11 protein-coding genes are annotated in these 14,460 nt (G+C 45.0%); 10 read left to right on the top strand and 1 reads right to left on the bottom strand.

The annotated features are described in order from the left end of the window. Positions 1 to 336 precede the first annotated feature (336 nt). The gene (locus HXT45_RS01015) at positions 337 to 1,593 is read left to right on the top strand and encodes an ATP-binding protein (RefSeq protein ID WP_421781899.1); all 1,257 of its coding nucleotides are present in this window, start codon (positions 337 to 339) and stop codon (positions 1,591 to 1,593) included. Between the two features lie 333 nt (positions 1,594 to 1,926). Here HXT45_RS01015 and HXT45_RS01020 read toward each other — a convergent pair whose 3' ends face one another. Beyond that, positions 1,927 to 3,117 carry a lipase family protein gene (locus tag HXT45_RS01020; protein WP_421781901.1) on the bottom strand — a complete coding sequence of 397 codons (1,191 nt, stop codon included), beginning with the start codon at positions 3,115 to 3,117 and terminating at the stop codon, positions 1,927 to 1,929. A gap of 538 nt (positions 3,118 to 3,655) precedes the next feature. Here HXT45_RS01020 and HXT45_RS01025 point away from each other — a divergent pair. The 9 genes from HXT45_RS01025 to nagB all read left to right on the top strand — a co-directional run bounded on the left by HXT45_RS01025 (position 3,656) and on the right by nagB (position 14,420). Then, the gene (locus HXT45_RS01025) at positions 3,656 to 4,588 is read left to right on the top strand and encodes a DUF4862 family protein (protein WP_004131251.1); all 933 of its coding nucleotides are present in this window, start codon (positions 3,656 to 3,658) and stop codon (positions 4,586 to 4,588) included. Between the two features lie 73 nt (positions 4,589 to 4,661). Continuing rightward, the gene (locus tag HXT45_RS01030; RefSeq protein ID WP_421781903.1) at positions 4,662 to 5,678 is read left to right on the top strand and encodes an ROK family protein; all 1,017 of its coding nucleotides are present in this window, start codon (positions 4,662 to 4,664) and stop codon (positions 5,676 to 5,678) included. A 72-nt stretch (positions 5,679 to 5,750) separates the two neighbouring features. Beyond that, complete coding sequence (locus HXT45_RS01035; RefSeq protein ID WP_004131256.1) at positions 5,751 to 6,419, top strand: N-acetylmannosamine-6-phosphate 2-epimerase; 669 nt, start codon at positions 5,751 to 5,753, stop codon at positions 6,417 to 6,419. A 322-nt stretch (positions 6,420 to 6,741) separates the two neighbouring features. Beyond that, positions 6,742 to 8,307 carry an ABC transporter substrate-binding protein gene (locus tag HXT45_RS01040; RefSeq protein WP_421781905.1) on the top strand — a complete coding sequence of 522 codons (1,566 nt, stop codon included), beginning with the start codon at positions 6,742 to 6,744 and terminating at the stop codon, positions 8,305 to 8,307. Between the two features lie 196 nt (positions 8,308 to 8,503). Further along, positions 8,504 to 9,409 (top strand): ABC transporter permease, encoded by a 906-nt coding sequence (locus HXT45_RS01045; protein WP_004131261.1) that lies wholly within the window; start codon positions 8,504 to 8,506, stop codon positions 9,407 to 9,409. Between the two features lies 1 nt (position 9,410). After that, entirely contained in the window at positions 9,411 to 11,435 is a 2,025-nt protein-coding gene (locus HXT45_RS01050) for a dipeptide/oligopeptide/nickel ABC transporter permease/ATP-binding protein (protein ID WP_004132421.1), read from the top strand. Beyond that, a complete protein-coding gene (locus HXT45_RS01055; RefSeq protein WP_004116524.1) occupies positions 11,432 to 12,292 on the top strand; it encodes an ABC transporter ATP-binding protein in 861 nt (286 codons plus the stop codon). The genes HXT45_RS01050 and HXT45_RS01055 overlap by 4 nt, the downstream gene beginning before the upstream one ends. A 152-nt stretch (positions 12,293 to 12,444) precedes the next feature. Next, positions 12,445 to 13,404 carry a dihydrodipicolinate synthase family protein gene (locus HXT45_RS01060; protein ID WP_421781908.1) on the top strand — a complete coding sequence of 320 codons (960 nt, stop codon included), beginning with the start codon at positions 12,445 to 12,447 and terminating at the stop codon, positions 13,402 to 13,404. 203 nt (positions 13,405 to 13,607) lie between these two features. Then, positions 13,608 to 14,420, top strand: coding sequence for a glucosamine-6-phosphate deaminase (gene nagB, locus HXT45_RS01065; RefSeq protein ID WP_004132426.1), 813 nt, complete (start codon positions 13,608 to 13,610; stop codon positions 14,418 to 14,420). Positions 14,421 to 14,460: the final 40 nt, after the last annotated feature.

Here is a 14,460-nt window from a genome sequence, read left to right on the forward strand (position 1 = left end):
AAAATACCTTTAATCATTGTTGCATTTTATTATATTTTAACGTTTTATCGGAATAACATAAACAGTAGCGGAATAACATATTTAATTTATCGGAACAATAGTGATTGATAAAACCAGTAACGTGAAGCTGCGTTAAATATTGGGATATCTTTGTTTAGAATGATTTTGCAAGTAAAGAATAAGTACATTTGATACGCTATAAGCCTTGATTTTGGTATGAATTTTGTGTGTGATATTTAGACAAAAGATGTGTAAATCGTAGTTTTTGTACATTGGATGTATAAAAAATTGTACATCGGATGTACAAAAAATACGTTTTTGTGTACACTTATTTTTATGAGCGCATATTTTCCTAGACCAATTGCTGATTCTATTCTTCAATCAAAACGAAAAGTCGTGATTCTTGAAGGCGCAAGAGCTGTGGGAAAAACTATGATGTCAAAGCATCAGCTTGTATCTAAAGGATTCTCATACGTGAGCCTTGCGGATGAAAATACATTTGTGCTCGCATCAACAGATTTATATGGTTGGCTAAAAAATCTTAGTACTCCAGTTGTTATTGACGAAGCGCAAAGACTGCCAAATTTGCCTCTTGCAATAAAAGAAATAGTTGATAATTCAACAGAAAACAGTCTTCAATATGTTTTAACAGGTAGTGCACTTATAAATCGCAATGGACTAGATGGTCAAGATCCTCTTGCTAGACGCGCTCAGCACTTTACAATGAGTCCTTTTACGCAGTGTGAAATTACTCAAAATAGTAGAAATATTGTAGATAGTCTTATAGAAAGTAATCCAAATCTTAAATATGAAAAAGAAATAAGCAGAGAAGAAGTATATAAAATTATGGCTGCAGGAGGATTCCCAGAATATCAGCAATCATATGATTCTTACGAGGCTTGGGAGCGAGAAAAGCTTGTTTCAAACGATATTCTTGCAGTGTTGGGAGATACTATTCTTCCAGGAGAACGATTAGACAGAAGCATGGCTGTTAGCATACTTAATAAGTTGCTATGTGCTCCTGGTGGGATTCTTAATACGAGTTCAATAGGTCAAGATCTTGCTTTAGATAGGCGAACCATTGAGCGTTACGTTAGCGTATTCTTGCGTAGATTCTTAATAAATTATCTACCGAATATAAAAACTGCGCCAAATCGTCAAACTTTTACTAGAGCAAAAATACACCCAGTCGATACGTCTTTAAGCGTTCAAACAATGATTAGTAAGGGTCATGATCCTTTGGAAGATCCCGTTATGTATGGGAACTTACTAGAAAGCTTTGTTGTAAATCAGATTATGCCTGCTGTGCAATGGTCTAAAACGCATCCAGATTGCTTCTACTGGCGTGAAACTGGTAGCAGTCCTAAAGAAGTTGACCTTGTGCTAAGCTTCCGTGGGAATCTGGTTGGAGTGGAAGTAAAAAGCTCTAGCATGGTGAATCGTAACGATTTTAAGGGGCTTGTAGCTCTTTCTAAAAAACCTGAATTTAAGCGTGGATATGTTGTTTATATGGGTCAAAAAATTATGCAGTGGGCGGATAATTTATGGGCAATACCGTTAAGCGCGCTGTGGGAATGCAATGCATTTGAGTGAATATTGCAAAGTCTCATATTGGAGAATGCTTTATCTTGTTCTTATTTGGATGTTAAACTGTTAGACAATAGTTCAGCTCGCCCGAGTTTTCTCGGTGTGGGATGATTTTCTTTCTCCACTAGGATGGTCTCGCGCCAGATAAAATTTTTGTTAGTGCACCACTCATATATGATAGTTGGATTAATCAATATAAAAAGCGCTGACTTATTTATGCATTAATACATACTTTGTAAGTCAGCGCTTAGTTTATTGTTAGTAAATTACACGAACCAGTTAACTATTGCTAATTGCCTATTGCTAATTACAAATCACTAATTAACAATTAGCAATAAATTAGAACGTGCGAACATTGTAGAAATTATTAAGCTCTTCCATCCAACGTCCAGTACCAGATATATCTCCTCTAGTTCCTACGGTGAACCCTGGGAAATTGTTCATTCGCGGTTCAAGGTAGCTTCTAGAGCCATGACCTTCTGCAGAATTGCCAACACTTATAGCTCCTGCAAAATTGCCGACAGAACGAATAACTCTGTCGTTGTCTACTTTGTAATGAACGGCATAACCTTCGCGAGTCAGACGATTCCCTGCGTTTGCTGCAGTGCGAAGCCAACGGTTGAAGATATTTCCCCAAATTTGAGGAGCGTTGAAAGTGTAGATTTTCTTAAGCCAAGAATATCCTTTACCGTCTGCGCGAATCAAAGCTCGTTGTGCCAAATATCCTCCAAGAGAATGACCAGTAATATATAGATTATTTACAGTGTTCTCTCTGCCATAGCGTTCAATAAGCTGTTCAACATCGTAAGCCTGATCTGGATTGTGGCCTACAGCTATTGCAAAATCATCGTCATAATCATTGAATTGAGAAGTTCCACGAATTGCAAGAACTTGAACAGTTCCTTGCTCTAAGAATGGATAGGGACTTACGTTTTCAAACAAGACAGCGTCAAAGCCGCCCCTCTTGTGGTAGGTTTCTTTGACTTTCCAGAATGGAGCTATCTCATTGTGCATAAGACGATACTCATTGCGGTTCTTATAAATGTCATGAAGTGGCTTAGTGTAATCGAGAACCTTGTTTATATAACTATCATCGCGATAAGAAAGTTCAGAAAATAGTGTCATATCTCTTGGGCTTATATCCCATCTGCGAGGATTGCTGTCTTGATTATCTGGAATGCCATCGCCATCAGTGTCATTCATCATAGGGTGAGAATTGTACCCATAATAAGTTTTACCGTCTTTAGTATAAGTGTAAATTTCTTGCCTATTAGTTAAGCCGTCGCCATCTAAATCAGCATTTGGGTCGAGAGGCGTTTTGTGATACAAAGCCATGTCTAAAGCTCCAGGAAGCTCCAGCTTTATATCTCCATCTGAAATCTGTTTAGCTGTTTTCGCTGTAAGAGGAGTGTGCGATTCTGTAAGCTGTTCGTTTTGAGTATACGCCATCGCTGGTGTAGTAATACTTAACATGCTTAGCATAAGACACAGGCTTGCAGATAAGCCTACTAGTTTGAAGCTTTTCTTCATGATTCCTCCTACTTTTGTCATCTATTTTGGGAATTAATTCGTTTTTGGAATTAATCCTTTGCTTTTTATTATCTTGCTCGCGCGTTTTACGCTTAAAGGCTACAAATAGCAAGTTGTGTAATCTGCACCTTTGCTTAATTACAATTACAGTAATACTTAATTTCTTCAACAACTATCTGCTATCAGCTTTGGCGATATGAGTTCGATTAAAAAATCCTAGATGCTGCTAAGTATTCTTATATGCTCAAATCCGCGCTTGCGTTGATATAGCTTATACAACAATGCTACATCATTAATCAATTAAATACATCATTAATTAGCGTAAAATACGTGAAAATTATTGCGTTAATGACATTATGACTTTATGACATTAGGCTGGTTTTAGTTTGAAAACGATTTAGTCGCAAGCACAAAGATTTATCAGACGTCTGACGAATTGTAGTGATATTGGTGTAATCTACGAATCAAAAGACAAATCGAAAGATAAGTCGAAAGACAAATCAGAATACAAATCAGCTACGATTTCAAGGAGGATATCATGCTGAAAGCTAAATTTGTTGTAGGCGCATACGCATCGTTGCCAAAAACTCGCGAGGATCAAGAAAAATACTACGATTTGTTGGGTAAGCAAAGCTGGATTGACGGAACGGAGATTCCATACCCAGGAGATTTGGCAGATCCAAAAAATCGCGCGTGGCTAGCAAGCGCAATACCATCGCATTGGCATGCAAATACGATTACGGCAATTCCAGGAACAATGCGTCACATAAACTTTGACCCAGACCCAGAATTTGGACTTGCAAGCCCAAGTGAAGAAGGCAGGCATCGCGCGCTGGCTTTCTTTAAGGATATTCGCGAAGCAATCGCAAACGTTGTAGACATTAGAGATAGCTGCGATATATCTCATGTAGAAATCCACACAGCGCCAACTCGTTTAGCTCAGGCGGATGCAATGAAAAAGTCGTTAGAAGAACTCGCGCAGCTCGATTGGTGTGGAGCAAAGCTAGTGATTGAGCATTGCGATAGATATATTGAAAGCCAAAATCCAGAAAAAGGATTCCTGCCTCTAGAAGAAGAGATTCAAATTGCAAAAGATGCTGGAGTTGGAATCACAGTCAACTGGGGAAGAAGCGTTGTAGAAGAGCGAAATGCTCAAGCGGCAGTGGAGCACGTGCGAGCTGCAAGGCAGGCTGGCGTTCTGCAAGGATTAATGTTCTCGGGAGCTGGTCCAGATGCAACACAATACGGATACGAGTGGATTGATGGCCACTTGCCAATGAACCCAGATGAGCCGACTTCGTTAATGACGTCTAAAGAAATTCAAGAAACCACTCGTGAGGCGCTAAAAGACGATTACGCAATCGACTATTTGGGCGCAAAAGTGTGCGTTCCGCAAGACGCGAGCGTTGAAGAGCGCTTGGGGTATTTGGCGCGCATTCATGATGCTGTGGTCGCTGCGCAGGGTGAGTGAATAGGCTTAGTAAATAGTCTTAGTAGATAGTAAAAATAAGGTCGCAAACGCAAGAAAGAAAACGGAAATTGTTATGGACGAAGTAAAAGATTCTCGCTCTACGTATCTTGCTTTTGACATAGGCGGAACAAAAATCGCGTACGGATTGGTGACTTTACCAGGCCCTACAGGGTCCGCAGAGTCTAACTTTGGCAAAGAAAGCGCAGATTGTGCGTCTCCAACAGTAGAAGACTATGGCTCTATGCCAACCGAAGCTGCAAAAGGCGGAGAAGATATAAAGAATCGCCTAGTAGCGCGCGCAAAGCAAATATTGGAAGATGCGGCGAAAAGTGGCAAAAAAATCAGCGGAATTGGAATAGCGGCTGCAGGAGTGCCAAATAGTAAAACTGGCGAAATCGTAGCAGCTACCGACATTTTGCCAGGTTGGAGAGGTCAGCGAATTTACGACGCATTTAAGCGTGTAACCGACTTGCCAGTTTATATGATTGGCGATGTTGGTGGTCACGGCCTTGGAGAGGCGATTTACGGAGCAGGCCGCGGAAAATCGATTGTGTTTTCTGTTGGCATAGGCACTGGAATTGGCGGCGCGATTATTGTAAACGGCAAACTGTTTACAGGCGCGCACGGAGTTGCAGGACACGCTGGCCACGTTGTTAGCGATTTGGGAGTTGGCTTTGACTGCTCTTGCGGAGCGCATGCTGGCCACATTGAGCCAGTGGCTTCGGGAACGGGGCTTGCCACTCTTTACAACAGCAATCTTCCGCAAGGCACTGAGCTTGCGCAAAACGGCTACGAGGTTTGTGTGCGCGCAAATTCTGGGCAGGATGCGCACGCTAAAGAAACGCTTGCTAGAAGCGGCAAGGCCTTGGGGCAGTGCGTTGCAGGAATGGCGAATCTTATAGATCCAGATGTGATTGTGCTTTCTGGGTCTGTTGTAGAAGCTGGCGATATTTGGTGGAACGCTATGCGAAGCGGGTTTGAAGACTCTGCTTTAACGTTGATTAAAAGTACGCCGATTGTTAAGGGCAAGCTTGGTGGGTCTGCTCCTTTGATTGGCGCAGCTTGGGCTGTTCACTCAAATCGCGTTTAATCGCGTTCGGTCGCGTTTAGATATGTTTAATTTTGTTTAGTTTAGTCATATTTGAAAAAAGGAGGAATCTATATGAATCCTGTGATTGAAAAAATCAAGGGAGGCCTAGTGGTTAGCTGCCAGGCGTACCCTGGGGAGCCGCTTAGGCACCCAGAAACAATGGCACAAATGGCAATGGCGGCTGTAGAAGGCGGAGCTGTTGGCATTAGATGCCAGGGGCTGTCGGATATTTCTGCGATTAAAGGGCAAGTTGATGTTCCTGTAATCGGAATTTGGAAAGACGGACATGAAGGTGTCTACATAACTCCGACTTTGCGTCATGCGCGTTGCTGCGCTGCTGCTGGAGCGGATATTATTGCGATTGATGCAACCGATAGGCCGCGCCCAGATGGCTTGACTTACGAGCAAACTGTTCGCGCGTTGCACGACGAAGGCATAGTTGTTATGGCAGATTGCGGCAACTTCGATGATGCTAAGCGCGCGGCTGATTGTGGAACGGATATTATATCTACCACTTTGGCTGGCACTTCTCCTGGAAGGCCAAAAACGGACGGCCCAGATTTTGAGCTTTTAGGCCAGATTTTGCAAGCTTTCCCAGATTATCCAATTATTTGCGAAGGGCGTATTCATACTCCAGATCAGTTGCACAAGGTTATGCAAATGGGCGCTTGGGCTGCTGTTGTTGGAACTGCGATTACGCACCCAACGTCGATTACGCGCTGGTTTGCAGCAAAGTTGTAGGCGGCGAGTTGGCAGGCGGATGCGGTTGAGTGTGTTAAGGAAAAGTCGCAAGCAGCCGCAGATTCGCCGAGCATGCGTAAGTAACAAATAAATAAAAATAGTGGTTATATGTGTGTCGATTATGTGCGATTTTGTTCTGATTTTTTGTACATTAAAAAATAATCATAATTTTCACAAATTCGACACACGCATAACTTGACATCAGACATCAGACCTCTTATGTTTGAAGTAACGTGAAAATAACGCACGCGCTATAATTTAATATGTTTTCGCATTCGAAGACGAAATGCAAAAAACCCAAACTCAATGGTGAGGAGAAAATATGGCACGAATTAACTCGAAGCTAACCGTGGCAATCGCCGCTGGTGTGGCCGCATTAATGATGCTTTCTGGCTGCGGTGGAGCTAAATCCCACAAGGCAGCAAAAGCAAAGACTGCTGTTAAAGACACGATTACCGCACAGGTTGCATACGCAAGCCGCGATTTTGCGCCGTCTACAACCTCTGGCGCATTGCCAATGGCAGCAAACTGGCACGTTACAGAGCCACTTTACGCTCTTGATTACAGCAACTTTAAGGTTTTCAACGCTCTTGCAAAAGGTGAGCCAAAGAAGATTTCCGATACCGAATACGAAGTAACAATTCGCGATGCTGCTAAGTTCTCGGACGGAACGGAAGTAACAGCGGCAGACGTAGTGTCTTCCTTTAAGCGCACAACCGCAAAGGGCAGCCTTTACATCTCTATGCTCGACTTTATTGACTCTGTAGAAGCAAAAGACAATCGTCACGTAATCTTTAAGCTAAAGAAGGCGTTCCCACTGTTCAAGCAGCGCCTTGCTTTGATTCAGATTGTTCCATCTGCAAAGTCTGATGCAGATCTTAAGAATATGCCAATCGGATCTGGCCCATGGAAGTACGTTTCGATTACAGATAACCAAGTAAAGTTTGAGCGCAACGATCTTTACAACGGCAAGTACAAGGCACAGACCAAGAAGATGGTTTGGAATGTAACCGTTGACGATACTGCTCGCGTAACCGCAATGCAAGGCGGAAAGACAGACGTAATGGAAATGGTTCCAGCACAGGCATTCAACACTTTGAAGGCATCTGGATCCGAGCTTAAGACCGCACAGGGCTTTACTCTTCCATTCCTTATGTTCAACACAAAGCAGAAGCCATTCGACGACAAGCGAGTTCGCCAAGCTGCTCTCTACGCAATTGACGTAAACAAGCTTATTACCAACCAGATGAGCGGCCAGGGCGAGGCAGCAACAAGCTTCTTGCCAAAGAACTACGCAAATTACCACAAGGCAAAGAACGTTTACACCAAGAATGTTGCTAAGGCAAAGAGCTTGCTTAAGGAAGCTGGCGTAAGTGGCCCACTAAAGTTCACTCTTTACACAACAGACCACACTTGGATTACTCAGCTTGCTCCACAAATCAAGAACGATCTTGCAGAGATTGGTATGGATGTAGAGATCAAGTCCATGAAGTCTTCCGCACTCTACCCACAGATCACCGACCGCGACGATGCAAACTACTCCATGGTTCTTGCTCCAGGCGATCCATCCGTGTTCGGCAACGATCCAGACTTGCTTATGAGCTGGTGGTACGGCGACAACGCTTGGACCCGTCAGCGCTCCTTCTGGAAGAACTCCGAAGGATACGCAAAGCTCCACGAGCTTATGGACAAGGCTTTGGCTGCCAGCAAGCCAGCTGAGCGCCAGAAGTATTGGAACCAGTGCTTCGATTTGATTAGCGACGAAGTGCCTCTGTATCCACTCTTCCATCGTAAGACTACGACAGCTGTAAAGAAGGGCGCATTGGCTGAGTGGAATGCAATCGGCTCCACTGGCATCAACCTTGTAAAAGCAAAGCTAACAAAGTAGGTGCAAGTCAAAGTAACAAACTTCATTTTCCCTAACCTCTAACCGCAAAACCGGCCCAACTGTTTACCTTTCTCGCCTTTGTGCAGATGGGCCGGTTTTGTTATGCAAAAATAATAATTTTCTTCAATGGATGTGTGGATGTCTTATGAGTAATTTTCTTAGACTTTTAGGTAGGCGACTGATCGCCCTGCCGTTCATGGCATTCGGTGTTACGTTCCTCGTATTCTTCCTTATGTCATTTTCTAAATACGATCCAGCAGTTGCAGCATTAGGCGAAAACTCGTCTCCAGCAGCTCTGGCAGCCTTCCGCCACGAAATGGGCTACGACAGGCCATGGTGGGAGCAGTTTGGGTCCTACATAGTTGGACTCTTCCAAGGAAACATGGGTGTTTATGGCGTAAACAAGGATTCCGTAGCTCAGCGAGTGGCGGACGCCTTCCCAATCACCTTGCAACTAACCTTCATTGGCTTGTTAATCGCAATAGTCTTTGCAGTAATCTTTGGCGTTTTTGCAGCGCTTTACCGCGATACTTGGGTTGATCAAACGGTTCGCGTGCTTTCGATTATTGCAATCGCAACTCCATCCTTCTGGCTTGGCGTTCTTTTGATTTACGTCTTGCAAATCAAGCTCGCATGGCTCCCAGGATCTGGCGATTTTGTGCCGTTCTTTGAAGATCCAGAAGCGTACATTGCAAGAATGGCAATGCCTTGCTTCGCATTAGGCCTTCCAGTAGCAGGTCAGCTTACGCGAATCATACGAACCTCGATGGTAGAAGAATTGGATAAGGATTATGTGCGAACCGCAATCGGCGCAGGTATTCCAAAGAGCGTAGTGGTTGCTAGAAACGTGTTCCGCAACGCTTTGATTACACCAATCACAACTCTTGGTATGAAGATTGGTTACCTTATGGGTGGCGCAATCGTTATTGAGGTGATTTTTGCACTACCAGGAATGGGTACCGCAATGTTCGACGGCATTAATGGCAACCAGCCAATGCTTGTGCAAGGCGTTGTTTTGGTTGTTGCAATCGCATTCATCTTTATAAACATTATTGTTGATTTGCTTTACGTGCTAATCAACCCAAGAATTAGGACGGTGTGACATGCTATTTGGAAAAAGTCAGGTAGTAGATGCCGCATCTAAGCCAGGCATCAAATTTAACAGATTTAAGAGCATGAGCTTAGGCTCTAAGATCTCGCTTATTGTGATTGCAATATTGGCGTTCTGCGCAGTATTCGCGCGATTCCTAGCGCCATGCGACCCAGTAAAGATTACGCAAAACTATCAGCCGCCAACAGGAGCGCACTGGTTTGGCACCGATAACCTTGGTAGAGACGTGTTCTCGCGCGTTATGTACGGCGCTCGCTACTCGCTGGTAATCGGCTTGTCGTCTGTGCTCTTTGCTTTGGTAATGGGCGCAATAATCGGCGCAATCGCAGCTGTGAGCCGCACTTGGATATCTGAGCTTATAATGCGATTGATTGATATAGTAATGTCTATCCCAGGAATCGCATTAGCGGCTGTGTGCCTTGCAATTCTTGGACAATCCATGATTGGTATCATCATTTCCATTGGTGTGCTTTACGTTCCACAAATCGCAAGAATTGTGCGAGCAAATATAATAAGCGAATATGGAAAAGACTACGTGCGTGCAGTAATCGTTTCTGGCGCTCGCGCACCTTGGATTTTGCTCAAGCATGTAACGCGTAATATTGCAGCTCCAGTTATGGTGTTCACAACGCTTTCTGTTGCAGACGCAATCGTGTTCGAGGCTTCTCTTAGCTTTATCAACGCTGGTATTCCAGAGCCAACTCCAACATGGGGCAACATTTTGTCTTCTGCTAAAGCGGGCGTTATCTTTGGATACTGGTGGCAGGCACTGTTCCCAGGCTTAGCAATCATGATTACCGTTTTGTGCCTCAACATTCTTTCTGAGGGCATTACGGATGCAATGGTGGCTGCACCAACCGCTCCAGTAGCTAAGACTGCTGCAGATGCGGATGCTGCTCGCAAGGAAGATAGGATTCTTACCGACCCAGTGGCAGCTTACAAGGAGCAGCACGACGCTTTGGTTGAGTCTTTGGCAAAGCTTCGTGAGGCCGAGTTAAAGCGCACGGATCGCTTGCAACCAACGTCTACGGAGCCTCCAGTTATTGAAGTTAAAGACTTGTGCATTCAGTTCCCACGCTACGGCAGTGTAAACGTTGTAGATCACTTGAGCTTCTCTGTTCGTCCAGGCGAAACAATGGGCTTGGTTGGTGAATCTGGCTGCGGTAAGTCAATCACTTCTCTTGCGATTATGGGCTTGCTTGATCCAAAAGCTAAGATTAGTGGACAAATCCTCTTTAATGGCAAGGATCTTGTAAAGCTTAGCCCAAAGGAGCACAATGCTTTGCGTGGCCACGAGATTGCAATGGTTTACCAAGACGCGTTGTCTTCCTTAAACCCATCAATGCTTATTAAAGCGCAGATGAAGCAGCTAACTTCTAGAGGTGGCACTCGTAGCGCCGAAGAGTTGCTGGAGCTTGTAGGCTTGGATCCAAAGCGCACGCTTGAATCCTACCCACACGAGCTTTCTGGCGGCCAGCGTCAGCGCGTGTTGATTGCAATGGCACTTACGCGAGATCCAAAGTTGATAATCGCAGATGAGCCAACAACCGCTTTGGACGTTACTGTTCAAAAGCAAGTGATTGACCTTCTTAATGAATTGCGCGAAAAGCTTGGATTTGCAATGGTGTTTGTAAGCCACGATTTGGCTCTTGTTGCAAAGGTTGCGCACTCGATTACCGTAATGTACGCAGGCCAGGTTGTTGAGCAAGGCTCCACCAAGGAAATCCTTACCGATCCGCATCACGAGTACACGCGCGGCTTGCTTGGCTCCGTAACTTCCATTGAGGCTGGTGCTCCAAGATTGCACCAGGTTCCAGGAACGGTTCCAAGCCCATCCGACTTCCCTAAGGGAGATCGATTCGCACCGCGTTCTTCTCATCCAGATCAAGGACTTGACGTGCGCCCAGTAATGAAGCGCATTCCAGGAACGTGGCACTTCTACGCTGCGCCTCCAGAGCCAGAATCGGATGTGCCTTCCGCAATTTTGACCAACTCCGATAAAGGAGATGTGCGATGAACATGAATGTTAACGAAACAAACAAAACTCAAAGCGAAAATGGCGATGTTCCAATCATCGAGCTGCGCGACGCCGAAGTGGTGTTCACTACTCGAGCAGGATCTGGCTTATTCCATAAGAACAAGATTACGGCCGTAAACAAGGTGAATCTTAAGCTTATGCCAGGCAAGACGATTGGTATTGTTGGCGAATCTGGTTGCGGAAAGTCTACTACTGCAAACATTATGTGCGGACTCCAGCAAGTAACAAGCGGCAAGGTTTTGTTCAAAGGTCAAGACGTTACGCATAGAACTGCAAAAGAGCGCATGGATATTGGACGCGTGGTTTCCGTTGTGTTCCAGGATCCAGCAATGGCTTTGAATGCGCGCATGAGTGTGATTGACCAGTTGATTGATCCGCTTGTTGTGCACAAGATTGGAAGCAAAGCCGAGCGCGATGCTAGAGCCAAGGAGCTAATCCGAATGGTTGGTTTGCCTCATTCTGTTCTTGGCGCTTTGCCAGGTCAGCTTTCTGGCGGACAGCGTCAGCGCGTGGCAATCGCTCGTGCGCTTTCGCTTAATCCAGATGCAATAATCGCAGATGAGCCAACTTCCGCTTTGGATGTTTCTGTGCGTGCTCAGATTTTGAATCTTCTTTCCGACTTAAAGAAGAAGCTGAATCTTTCCATGGTGTTTATTAGCCACGATATTCAAACAATCCGATACATTTCTGACGAAGTTGTTGTTATGAATCACGGAACGATTGTTGAGCGCGGCGAAACTCACCAAGTGATTAACAATCCGCAAGATGAGTACACAAAGATTTTGATGGGCGCGGCTCCTTCGCTTTTGCACCCAACGGAAGAAGAGTGCAAGTAAGCGGCAAGCGTTAGTAGCTAGTCGCTAGCTTGAATGCGCGGGCGGTCTGTTAAGACCTTGCAGTAAATCCATGCAGGCCGCCCATTAATTGCAAAATCTAAAGTCATAAATCAATAAGTCATAAATCATAAAAATACGAAAGAAGTTTAATCATGACAGAAAAATTCCACGGTGTTATTCCACCAGTAGTTACGCCATTAACGGCAGACGGCGAAGTAGACGTTGTTAGCTTTGAGCGTTCGCTTAACCGAATGATTGAGGCGGGCGTAGATGGCTTGTTCACGCTTGGATCTTCTGGCGAAGTTGCATTTAGCACAGATAAGCGCCGCCGCGAAATCATTGAAACCGTAATGCGCATTGTTGACGGCCGCGTGCCAGTGTTGGTTGGGTGCATCGATACGGAAACAAACCGCGTTATTGAGCACGCAAAGGAAGCTAAGGAGCTTGGAGCAGCTGCAATCGTTGCAACAGCGCCATTCTACGCACTTGGCGGCATGGCAGAAGTTGAGCGCCACTTCCGTCTTATTCACGAAGCTGTTCCAGATTTGCCTCTGTTTGCTTACGATATTCCAGTTTGCGTGCACACAAAGCTACCAGGTGCTTTGCTTGTAAAGCTTGGTAAAGATGGCGTGCTTGCAGGCGTTAAGGATTCTTCCAACGATGACGTTTCGTTCAGGTTCCTTGTAGACGACAACAATAAGGCTGGTCACCCATTGACTTTGCTCACGGGCCAAGAGGTTGTTGTTGACGGCGCATACATGGCTGGCGCAGACGGTTCTGTTCCTGGTCTTGCAAACGTTGAGGCCACTGGCTACGTGCGCATGTGGAAGGCTGCTCAGGCTGGCGATTGGGCAACGGTTAAGAAGGAGCAGGATTGGCTTGCTGCTTTGATGCGAATCGTTACTGTTCCTAGCGGAGTGGCTGGCTTTGGCGCTGGCGTTGGAGCATTTAAGACTGCAATGGCGTTGCTTGGCGTGTTTGACACAAATCAGATGCCAGATCCAGTTTGCCCACTTAAGGGAGAAAATGTTGAAGCCGTGGCTCGCGTTCTTAAGGAAGTTGGATTGACTTTGGCAAAGACTCCGCAAGAAGTGAGCGATTCCACAAAGTAACGTCTTAAGCGTGTGTCTTAAGTAAATAATCAAATAATCTAATAGCCTTTTACCGATGGTGCATAGTAAGTAAATAGCGTTGCGGTGTGCGTTAATTCGTATGCCGCAATGCTAATAAATGCTAATAAATGCTTACAATTACTGATTAATGTTGCTTAAAAATTGCTAATTATGCTAATTAAAGCTTTAAAGGAGAAGCAAAGATGGCAGAAGTTATTATTGTAAAAGATCAAGATGAAGCTGGCGAGCTTTACGCAAAAGCTGTTGTAGATTTGATTAGTCGCAAGCCAGACGCAGTGCTTGGCTTGGCTACTGGATCGAGCCCATTAAAGGCCTACGAACATCTTGCAAAGCTTGTTAAAGAAAATAATGTTGACGTAAGTCGCGTGCGCGGATTTGCGCTTGACGAATACATTGGATTGCCATTAGAGCACGAGCAGTCTTACCACAGCACAATCCGCAGAACCGTAACCGATTTAATCGGCCTAAATCCAGATTTAGTGCACGTTCCAGGAGATGTTCTTAATGGAGCGCCATTAAGCGAAGGCAGCAAGATTGCGCACGCTGGAGCAGACTACGATGCTGCTATTGCGGCCGCTGGTGGAATCGACGTGCAAATCTTGGGAATTGGCTCCGATGGTCACGTTGGATTCAACGAGCCAGGATCTTCGCTTGCGTCTGGTACGCGCGTTAAAACACTAACCGAGCAGACTCGCGTAGATAATCGCAGATTCTTCGACGGAGATATTAACCAGGTTCCAACTCATTGCATAACGCAAGGAATTGGAACGATTTTGCGCGCTAAGCATCTTGTTCTTCTTGCGTTTGGCTCTAATAAGGCAGACGCAGTGGCAGCAACGCTAGAAGGCGGAGTAAGCTCGCTATGCCCAGCTTCCGCGCTTCAAATGCATCCGCACGCAACTGTGATTGTAGACGAAGACGCAGCAAGCAAACTTAAGCTTGCTGACTACTATCGCTGGGTGTACGCAAATAAGCCATCTTGGCAGGGAATCTGATACTCAAGTCTAAAATTAAGTAACGTATTCAAAAGCACAA

It is taken from the genome of Gardnerella sp. DNF01199S (assembly GCF_049244155.1).
Classification (GTDB): Bacteria; Actinomycetota; Actinomycetes; order Actinomycetales; family Bifidobacteriaceae; genus Bifidobacterium; species Bifidobacterium piotii.

Excerpts from the sequence above, each read along its gene's own strand:
- HXT45_RS01015 (WP_421781899.1), top strand. The coding sequence starts at position 337 with ATGAGCGCATATTTTCCTAGACCAATTGCTGATTCTATTCTTCAATCA.
- HXT45_RS01020 (WP_421781901.1), bottom strand. The coding sequence starts at position 3,117 with ATGAAGAAAAGCTTCAAACTAGTAGGCTTATCTGCAAGCCTGTGTCTT.
- HXT45_RS01025 (WP_004131251.1), top strand. The coding sequence starts at position 3,656 with ATGCTGAAAGCTAAATTTGTTGTAGGCGCATACGCATCGTTGCCAAAA.
- HXT45_RS01030 (WP_421781903.1), top strand. The coding sequence starts at position 4,662 with ATGGACGAAGTAAAAGATTCTCGCTCTACGTATCTTGCTTTTGACATA.
- HXT45_RS01035 (WP_004131256.1), top strand. The coding sequence starts at position 5,751 with ATGAATCCTGTGATTGAAAAAATCAAGGGAGGCCTAGTGGTTAGCTGC.
- HXT45_RS01040 (WP_421781905.1), top strand. The coding sequence starts at position 6,742 with ATGGCACGAATTAACTCGAAGCTAACCGTGGCAATCGCCGCTGGTGTG.
- HXT45_RS01045 (WP_004131261.1), top strand. The coding sequence starts at position 8,504 with ATGGCATTCGGTGTTACGTTCCTCGTATTCTTCCTTATGTCATTTTCT.
- HXT45_RS01050 (WP_004132421.1), top strand. The coding sequence starts at position 9,411 with ATGCTATTTGGAAAAAGTCAGGTAGTAGATGCCGCATCTAAGCCAGGC.
- HXT45_RS01055 (WP_004116524.1), top strand. The coding sequence starts at position 11,432 with ATGAACATGAATGTTAACGAAACAAACAAAACTCAAAGCGAAAATGGC.
- HXT45_RS01060 (WP_421781908.1), top strand. The coding sequence starts at position 12,445 with ATGACAGAAAAATTCCACGGTGTTATTCCACCAGTAGTTACGCCATTA.
- nagB (WP_004132426.1), top strand. The coding sequence starts at position 13,608 with ATGGCAGAAGTTATTATTGTAAAAGATCAAGATGAAGCTGGCGAGCTT.